Consider the following 9,689-nt stretch of genomic DNA (forward strand, 5'->3'; position numbering starts at 1 on the left):
CTTGCTCACTCTCCGTTCTCGCCTCGGTACTGCTGACTGTCGACGCAGGTCAGCCTGAACTCCGCCGTGTAGCCCCGGCCCTGCGAATCGCGCAGCCACAGCTGGTCGGGTCCCGGCAGCATCTCGGTGATCGAGACGCTGCCACCGGGGTCACGTTGCCGGCCACGGCGCAGCTTCGCCCAGAGCGTGTCGATCAGGGTGTCGTCGCGCAGGTCGACGTAGATCGGCTTGGCCTCGCCCGCGACGACCCAGAACGCGACGTCGGGCAGCCCTCGGCCCGCCGCGACCTGCCGTACGTGCGACACCACCGTCGCCAGCCGGGCCTGCGCGAACTCGGCGAACTCGGTGAACGGGAGCTGCCATCGCTCACGCGACACGACGACCCGGTCGATCTGGATCCGTGGCTGGTACGGGGACGGAGCCAGCAGCCCGAACCGGTTGAACGCGGCCAGGGCGAGGTAGTCGTCCAGCACCTCGATGAGGTCGGCCTCGAAGTCGTCCACCACGGAGCGGACGATCAGCCGTCCAGCCTCCCGGTGCACCCGCAGCGCGCCCGCCGCCACGACGTCGGCCCGCGGTGGCGCGTACGACTGCTCGGAGGAGACCCCCAGGTAGGTGTAGCCGGGCGAGTGGTACGCCTCGGGCGGGCCGGTACGGGAGTTCACCAGGCCGTCGGTCATCGAGTAGAGCGGGACGATCCGCTTCGGCATGTCGCTGTCGATGTCCCGCCGCAGCCCTGCCTGGTCGGGGTGCGACCACGAGAAGCACAACTGGTCGAGCGAGTTGATCGTGGGGTGGACCTCGCCGAGGACGGCCAACCACCGGCCGTCGCGCAGGTCCTCCGGGCTGGCCGCCGCGAGCATGAGATCCGGACTGTGCCACCGTGCCGTCGGCCAACCCGGCGCCGTGGCGGGGAAGGCCGTGAGGACCTTGTCCCGCAGCTCCTGCGACGAGTACGTCACCGGACCGGTCATCGGCTGCGGGGCCAGAATCTCCGTCCAGCGTCGACGCAGTTCACGCGTCGCGGCGCCGGTCGGTCCGGTCGTACTGTCCTGGAAGGTCGGGGCGAGCTGGGCGAGCAGCCTGGGCAGGGGGTAGCCGGCGGCGGACCGGTCCGGCTCCCGCGCGAGCAACTCGCCGACCAACGACCGGTATCCCCGGGCGATCTCGACCGAGAACCACCGCGCGCTCTGCAGCAGGAGGCCCAGGGCCGGTGCCACGTCAGCCCGCAGCTCCGCCCCAAGCTCCGGGACGGTGTCGGCGCGACATTCCTCGTAGACGACCGTACGGCCGGCGTAGTACCTGCCGTCGTGTCGCCGCGACGACTCGAGGGCGATGGCGGTGAACCGTTCGTGCAGCGCCTCCAGCGCCGAGGCCACCGCGGCCGGGTCGCCCACCGCGGCCGCGACCCGGTCCCGGGCCCGCACCAGCGACGTCAGTTCGTCCTGTGCCGCCTGCCGGCGCACGGGATCGGCCACCCGGGCCAGCTGCATGGCCAGCCGGCGCTCGGGGTGCTGGGCCTGCGGAATGAAGAACCCCCGGGTCAGCACCCCCATCGCCTGCAACTTACGGATCTCGGTGACGACCCGCGCGGCGTCGGCGGTCCCGTCGTCCAGGACAGCCGCCACATCCGAGACGGTCCGGAAGCCGTCGACCGCCCCGAGGACCCGTTGGCCCGACTCCGACAGGGACAGGAACGAGCCGTCGCCCAGGTGGACGCCGCCCGGCCCCGGCGCCACGGCCGACGCCACCTGCGGGACCGTCCAGTCATGCAGGTCGTGGCGCTCCGCGAGCGCCCTGCCCACCGCCTGGACGGCCCACATCTCGAAGAACACCTGGCCCCTGGTTACCGACCCCTGCTCGGGAACGACCGTGTCACCGTCGGTCCAGCGGCCCCAGGCCGTCGGTCCGAAGAACCCGATCGAGTCGTTCTTCACGCAGTACCGCGACCGGTAGCTCGCCAGCGTCCTCGACAGATCCCGCTTCATCGGCCTGCCGTCGGCGACCCGGCGTTGGGCGAGCTCGGCGACCTCGAGGTGTTGCCAGGTCAGCGCCTCCAGGAACAGCGGTTGCCGGACGATCTGCGGATCAGCGACCCAGTCGAACGGCATGCCGGCGCTACGCAGGCAGAACCGACGCCAGACCGAGAACTCCTCGTCGCCCAACGGCAGCAGATGATCGGGGATCATGCGCCAGCGCTGATCCCGTACGTGGCGCGAAGCGTCTGAAGGCAGGTCTCGTAGCCGCGCTGGGCGGTGCCCGCCGGGGCGATCACGACCTCGTCGACGCCGGCCTGTCGGTAGGCGGCCAGACCGCGGGACACCTCCTCCGGGTCGATCGCGACCAGGGCCGACACCATCCGGTCGTCGGCCCGGCCCGTCTCGACGCAGTTGGCGAACCCGCTGTTGCCGAACAGCGTGCGGTAGGTCGCCACCCGCAGGTACGACGCGAGGAGCCGGCCGAACAGCTCGCGGTCGCGGTCGGGTTCGTCGCTGATCGCCACGTGCATCATCGCGACCACGCGGAAGCCGGCCGGGCGACCACCCCGCTTCGCCCAGCCGCGACGCAGCGCGGGCAGCACGACATCGGTGACGTACTGCGGCGTGCACATCCAGAGGATCGCCCCGTCAGCGACCTCCCCGGCCAGTTCGAGCATCCGCGGGCCGAAGGCGCCGAGCAGGACGGGAAGGTCGTCACGCTGCCCCGCCGGGAGCGAGGCGTGCCCGCCGTACCATTCACCGTCGACGTTCACCTCGCCCTCACGGCACAGCTGCGTGACGACGCCGAGATACTCGCGGGTCCCCGCGATCGCCGGCACCGAACGGCCACCGACCATCCAGTCGCCGATTCCCCGGTGACCCAGTCCCAGCCCGAGGTTCACCCGCCCGCCGGACATCTCGTCGATGGTCACCGCGGTCTGCGCCATGACCACCGGAGGGCGCGAGTACATCGGCAGGATCGCCGTGCCCAGTCGCAGCCGGTCCGTCGTGACGGCCAGCCCGGCGAGCAGCGTGCCGACCTCGAGCTGATTGGGCATCTGCGGCAGCCACACCGAGTCCATGCCCAGCTGTTCCACGTCGCTGGTGAGCCTGAACATGTGCTGCGCCGACATGCCCTGGCCGCCCACGACGGCCCCGACAGCGAGCCTGTCAGCCGGCATCGGTGGTCAGCCCCATCGTCTGCGCGACCTGCTCTTCCGACATCGCCGAGATCTTCGCCACCAGGGCGGCCTCGATGACCTGGCCCAGGCCCCGCACGTGGCGGGAGTCGAACAGCTGAGCGGCCGAGACGTCGACCGAGAAGCGCTGCCGGATCCGGGACACCAGCTGGACCGCGAACAACGAGTTGCCGCCGAGGTCGAAGAAGTCGTCCTCGGCCCCGATCTGCTCGACGCCGACCGTGTCCGACCAGAGTTGCGCCAGGGCCCGCTCGAGGTCGCTGCTCGGTTCCACATACGGCGTGGACAGGGTCCGTGCCGTGCCCGTGGAGGTACCGCCGGCGGTCAACTGCTCGGTGACCGCCGCCCGGTTGACCTTGGAGGTACGCCGCAACCGGACGTCGAGGCCCTCCGGGCACCAGATGACCTGCGGGCCCACGGCGCCACCGAGAATCAGGCGCAGTGCCTCCGCCCCGGCCTCGGGGGTGACCTCGTCCAGCGGCTCGGCGACGGCCGGTGCGGCGACCGACGTCCCCTGGGTCCGCTCGGGCAGGTCCTCCGGCATCCGGAAGATGGTGAACCGCTCCACCGTCAGAACCTCGTTGCCGTCATCGTCGATGAGCGTCACGTCGGTGCTGGCGGTCTCACCGAGGGTGTCGTCGAGGTGCCGGATGATGGCGTGCACCCGGCCGGGCAGCGCGCTGTGGACGCGGATGCGACCGTAGCTGAACGGCAGGTAGAAGCCCTCGCCCCGGATGACCTGGCCGATCCCGATGCTGCAGTCCAGGATCGCCGGATGCAGGTGGTACTCGTCGAGGTCGGAGCGGAACCGCTCGTCGAGCTCGACGGTCACCAGCTCCATGCCCGGCGCGGACCAGCGGCCCCGGATTCCGGACCAGCGGGGGCCGAACTTGAGCACGCCCTCGAAGTTGGCGAGATCGGGGACGGAGATCTCCGTCGCCTCGGCCCGGAGTTGCGCCAGGTCGTGCTTGGTCGGGTCGACGGCGTCTCCCGGGCCGACCCGGCCCTGTGCGTACTGGTTGCCGTCGGGACTGCGCAGCACCACCTCGAACCCGTCGGGCTGCCGGCGCAGATCGAGCTGACACCGCAGGCCGGGGTGGGCGACCAGTGGCTGGACGAGCATGAGGTCGGTGATCTCACCGTGCTGCTCGCCGGTCAGATCGGCGAACGCGGCGCGCACCAGCTCGATGATTCCCGTGCCCGGCATCGTCGGGATGCCGGTCATCCGGTGCTCGTCGAGAACCCAGTTCGTCGCGGACAGGTCGACGTCGAAGGTGCTGAGCGAGTCGTCGACGTCGGTCCGTGCGGAGAGCATCGGGTGCGCCACCGGACGGACCTCCGCGTCGGCGGGCTGCTCCCCCCAGGCGATCTGGGCGAAGATCGACGGGGCCTCGACCTCCTGCGCCATGCCCACCTCGGCGAACGGCGGCCAGTTGATGGAGACCGTGTGCCGGCCCTCCGCCCACCGTGCCTGTGCGAAGGCGTCGAGCACGGCGTTGGCGCCGACGTAGTCACCGAGGCCGAAGTCGGAGGAGAGCACCGCGATCGACGAGTACAGCACCATCAGGTCCGGCTGGAAGATCTCGTCGAGCAGGTACGTGCCGCGCACCTTCGGCGCGAGCACCGCCTGCGCGTCCTCGTGGGACCGGGTCTCGAGCATGCCGCCACCCGCCACGGCCGCCAGGTGGAACACCCCGTCGACCGGTCCGAAGTGGTCGAGCACCCGGTCGCGTACCGCCCGCATGCTGTCGGCATCGGTGACGTCCGCCGCCAGCGTCAGAACCTGCCCGCCGGACTCCTCGATCTCCTGGACCGCGCGGATCCGGTGCGCGACCGGCGCCTGCGGGGTGGCGGCCAGCACGGCCGGCCACTCCTCCCGGTCGGGCAACCCGCTGCGACCGAGCAGCACCACCTTCGCCGACACCAGGTCGACGAGCTGACGGGCGAGGACCAGGCCGAGCCCGCCCAGGCCGCCGGTGAGGAGGTAGACACCACCCTGACGGAGCGCCGGCGGCGCACCCGCCGGCGCCGTCACCGAGATCCCGGCGTACGACCAGGCCCAGCGCTTGCGACCACGGTAGGCGACCTGCTGCTCCGTGCCCTTCCCGGCGATCTCCGCGAAGAGCTGCGCCATCGCCAGGTCCTCGCGGTACGTCCCGCCGAGGTCGATGCTGCGGCTGGTGACCGATTCAAGCTCCTTCGGCGCGAGCTTGACCACGCCCAGTACCGCTGCCTTGGCCGGCTCGACCAGGCCGTCGCCGGTGACGTCCTGCATCTGGCTCGTCACGACGACCAGCTCGACGGGCGTACCCGGCAGCCGGCGAACGGCCTCCTGGAGCATCCGCAGCACGCTGTGGAAGCCGTTCTCCAGCCAGTACCCGGCGGCGGCGGCCTCGGTCAGGCCCTCGGGCCGGGTCCCGACGCAGAGCCCGTGCACCAGCGTCACCGGCGCCGGCAGGTCCGCCGGCAGGTCGGCCAGGAGCGCCATGGCCTGCTCGTCCGTCGTCGCCAGCAGCACGCTGGCGCCGGCGGCCCTGGCCCGCTCCGCCACCCGGGGCAGGACGGTGTCGTCCGGCGGGGAGAGGACGAGCCAGGTCCCCTCCGCGGCGACCGGATCCGGTGCCGGGGTCTCCAGCCACACCGGTGCCGTGTACGCACCAACCGGTCCGGCCGTGACAGCCGCCCCGCCGACAGCGGCCGGCTCTTCCTCGTCAGGTTCGATCCAGTAGCGCTGACGCTGGTAGGGGTACTCGGGCAGGGCCAGCAGGTTGCGCCGCTCGTCCGACCAGAACCCGGCCCAGTCCACCGGCACGCCCTCGGCCCAGAGCCGGCCGACCGCGCCGAGCAGGGTCTCCGCGTCGGACTGCTGCTGCTTCGGGTGGCGCAGCGTCGCCACCGCCACCGCCGAGCGGTCCTGGGCGGTGACGTAGCCGGTGAGGGTCCGGCCGGGCCCCACCTCGACGAAGGCCCGGTCGCCGTCGGTGGTCAGCAGCTCCACACCGGCGGCGAACCGGACGCAGCCGCGCAGGTGCCGGGCCCAGTAGCTCGGGTCGGTCGCCTCGTCGTCGGCGATCCAGGTTCCGGTCAGGTTCGACACGAAGGGAATCGCCGGCGGGTGCAGGGTGGTCTTTCGTACCGCCTCCTCGAAGCGGTCGAGGATGCCGTCCATCGTCCGGGAGTGGAACGCGTGCGAGGTGTGCACCCGGCGGCTGGAGACGCCGTGCAGCATCAGTTCGTCCTCGAACCGTTCCACGTCCTCGGTCCGGCCGGCGACCACGCACACCCCGGGTGCGTTGATGGCCGCGATGTCCAGCGTGTCGTCCAGCATCGGGACGAGCAGCTCCTCGGGCAGGGTCACCACGAGCATCGACCCGCTCTCGGCCGTCTGCATGAGCGCACCCCGCTCAGCCACCAGCCGCACCGCGTCGTCCCGGCTGAACACGCCGGCCAGGGCCGCGGCCACGTACTCGCCGATGCTGTGCCCGAGCATCGCGGTCGGCTGGATGCCGAGGCTCTGCATCGTCCTGGCGAGCGCGTACTCGATCGCGAACAGCAGCGGCTGCGTGTTGCGCGTCTGGTTCTGCGTCTCGCTGTCCGCCTTGAGCAGCAGGTGCAGCAGGTCCACGTCGTGGGTGGCGCGCAGCGCCGCCGCGCAGGCGTTGTACTCCGCCCGGAACACCGGCTCCGAGTGGTACAGCTCGAGGGCCATTCCCGGGTACTGCGCCCCCTGACCGGGGAAGAGGAAGGTGGCGCCGCGTGCCGCGGTGGCCCTGAAGGCGGGCAGGTCGACGGTCAGCCGGGCGGCGGCGTCCGCCGGGGCGCCGGCCACCACGAAGCGGCGCAGCGGCAGCGCCCGACGGCCCGTGCTCAGGGTGTACGCGAGGTCGGCGAGCTCCTCGTCCGTGCCGGACAGCCAGTCGGCCAGCCTGCCGGTGAGCGCGTCGAGCGCCTCCGGCGTGTGGGCGGAGACGGGGATGAGCTGGAAGGACCGCCGCCCGGGGCGGGACGCCGCGCGGGCCGGCGGCTGCTCGATGATGACGTTGGCGTTGGTCCCACCGATGCCGAACGAGCTCACGGCGGCCCGCCGGGGACGGTCCGACGCCGGCCAGGAGCGCAGTTCGGTGCTGACGTAGAACGGGCCGTTGACGAAGTCGATGCGCGGGTTGGGCTCGTCGAAGTTGATGACCGGGGCCAGCACTCCGTCCCGGACGGTGCAGACCGCGTTGACGAGACCGGCCACGCCGGCCGCCGCCCCGAGATGACCCACGTTGGCCTTGACCGACGCGATCGCGCAGTAGCCGGCCTCGTCGGTCTGCTCACGCCACGCGGTGCTGAGCGCGCCGACCTCGATCGGATCGCCGACGAGGGTGCCCGTGCCGTGCGCCTCGACGTAGCCGATGGTGGCGGGATGAACGTCGGCGTCCCGCAACCCGGCGCGGACCACCGCGACCTGGCCGGAGGCGCTGGGTGACGAGAAGGCACCCTTGTCGCTGCCGTCGTTGTTGATCGCCGTGCCGCGGATGACGGCGTGCACGGGGTTGCCGTCGGCCAGCGCGGCGGCCAGCGGCTTGAGCAGGACGGCACCACATCCGTTGCCGAAGACGGTGCCCTGGGCCTGGGAGTCGAACGGCCGGATCCGACCGTCCGGCGAGAAGATCCCGCCGTCCTTGTAGACGTACCCGCCGATCTCCGGCAGGCAGATCTCGACGCCACCGGCGAGGGCGACCTCGCACTCACCGGCGCGCAGCGCCCGCACGGCGACGTGGACGGCCACCAGTGAGGTGGAGCACGCGGTCACCATGCTGATCGCCGGGCCGGTCAGGCCGAGTCGGTAGGCCACGCTGGTGGCCAGGTAGTCCGTGTGGTTGCTGATCGAGGCCAGCAGGTTTCCCGCGCTCCGCATCGCCTGCGTGCTGCGGTAGATGTTGTCCTCGAGGTAGTTGTTGGGCCGCGATCCGGCGTAGACACCGATCCGGTCGCTGCCCTGACCGGGGACCACGCCGCCGTTCTCCAGCGCCGAGTGGCACGTCTCGAGGAACACCCGGAACTGGGGATCCACCAGCTGAGCCTCGCGGCTGCTGAGCCCGAACAGGGCGGCGTCGAACATGTCGACGTCGCCGATGACCGGAGCTGCCCGCACGTACGCCGGGTCGGCCAGCTCGGCGTCGGTCACGCCGGCGGCCCGCAACTCCTCGTCGTCGAAGAAGGAGATCGACTCGACGCCGTCGAGAAGGTTGTCGCGGAACTCCTCAACGGAGCGGGCACCGGGGAATCGACCCGCCATGCCGATAATCGCGATGGGTTGTCCAACCGTCCGGGCGACGGGATCAAGACCAGCCTGATGCGCCATGGGGCACATGCTTGTTTCTCGTGGGTCCACGCATCAAGGTCGCGGCGAGTTCCTGGCGACAACTCGCCAGGTTCTTCCCGGCCACCGAGCGGCCCTTGCATCCTTTGGCAATGCTGGACAGGAATCGGAGGATCGCACCGACCCCGGTCTCAGAGCTCCTCGTGACGCGTGGCGGCGACCATCACACGGTACTCCTCAAGCACGAGTGTCGACATCCGTCCGGCTCAGTGAAGGAACGGACCGCCCTCGGTCTGCTGCGTGCCCTCGACCGGGAGCGACCACTGGTGGCGGGCACAGTGGTGGTGGAGTCCACGTCGGGCAACCTGGGCATCGCGATGGCGCGTCTGTTGGCCGACATCGGCTGTCACTTCATCGCGGTCGTCGACCCGAAGACCCCGGCCGTCTCCCTGCGGGCGCTCACCGAGGCCGGCGCCGAACTGCACCTCGTCGAGGAGCACGACGGTCGGGGTGGATACCTGCTCACCCGGCTCGACGCGGTACGGCGGATCCTCCGGTCACGGCCGGACTACCGCTGGCCGAACCAGTACGAGAACCCGGCGAATCCGGATGTCCACGAGGAGAGCACCGCGCCGGAGATCATCGAGCAGGGCGGCCAGCACCTGGACGCCGTCTACGTCGCGGTCTCCACCGGTGGCACCGCCGCCGGGATCGCCCGGCACGTCCGCGGGTCGGGCAGACGAATCCGGGTGATCGCCGTGGACGTGTTCCACTCGCTGGCGAGCGAGGTCTCCCCGGGTCCGCCCACGGAGATGCCGGCGACCGCCCGTCTCCTCCCGGGGATCGGTGCCAGCCGCCGGTCGTCGTTCCTCGAGGCGGGTTCCGTCGACGGCCGGCACCAGATCCGCGACAGCGACGCGATCGCGATGTGCCGGATGCTCCGGGAGGACACCATGATCGGCATCGGCGGTTCGGCGGGATGCGTGTTGACCGCGTGTGTGACCGACCTGTTCGGGCCGGCGGCTCCGGCGTTCCCCCTGCTGCTGATGCCCGACGACGCCAGCAAGTACGAGGACACGGTCTACGACGACGCCTGGCTGGCCGAGGTCGGGCTGCTCGATCCGGTCGAGTCCGCGATCCGGTCGTTCCGCCGGCAGGGCCTGTCGTTCAAGGCGAGCGAGCCGGCGCGGGCCGGCTGACCCC

At 71.3% G+C, this 9,689-nt stretch carries 4 protein-coding genes; 1 reads left to right on the top strand and 3 read right to left on the bottom strand.

Going from position 1 to position 9,689, the window contains the following annotated elements; translation table 11 throughout:
* Positions 1-5: 5 nt before the first annotated feature.
* Genes GA0070610_RS25395 through GA0070610_RS25405 form a run of 3 tightly spaced genes read right to left on the bottom strand, consistent with a single transcriptional unit; the run spans position 6 to position 8,537 of the window.
* Positions 6-2,189: a lantibiotic dehydratase gene (locus GA0070610_RS25395; protein WP_089002373.1), complete on the bottom strand. Its 2,184-nt coding sequence runs from the start codon at positions 2,187-2,189 to the stop codon at positions 6-8.
* Positions 2,186-3,160 (bottom strand): LLM class flavin-dependent oxidoreductase, encoded by a 975-nt coding sequence (locus tag GA0070610_RS25400; RefSeq protein ID WP_089002374.1) that lies wholly within the window; start codon positions 3,158-3,160, stop codon positions 2,186-2,188. The genes GA0070610_RS25395 and GA0070610_RS25400 overlap by 4 nt, the downstream gene beginning before the upstream one ends.
* The gene (locus tag GA0070610_RS25405) at positions 3,150-8,537 is read right to left on the bottom strand and encodes a type I polyketide synthase (protein ID WP_089002375.1); all 5,388 of its coding nucleotides are present in this window, start codon (positions 8,535-8,537) and stop codon (positions 3,150-3,152) included. Before GA0070610_RS25405 ends, GA0070610_RS25400 begins: the two co-directional genes overlap by 11 nt.
* Positions 8,538-8,638: 101 nt before the next feature.
* Here GA0070610_RS25405 and GA0070610_RS25410 point away from each other — a divergent pair, with 101 nt between their 5' ends.
* Positions 8,639-9,685: a pyridoxal-phosphate dependent enzyme gene (locus GA0070610_RS25410; protein ID WP_089002376.1), complete on the top strand. Its 1,047-nt coding sequence runs from the start codon at positions 8,639-8,641 to the stop codon at positions 9,683-9,685.
* The last annotated feature ends 4 nt before the right edge of the window (positions 9,686-9,689 follow it).

This window comes from Micromonospora echinofusca (assembly GCF_900091445.1).
Taxonomy (GTDB): domain Bacteria; phylum Actinomycetota; class Actinomycetes; order Mycobacteriales; family Micromonosporaceae; genus Micromonospora; species Micromonospora echinofusca.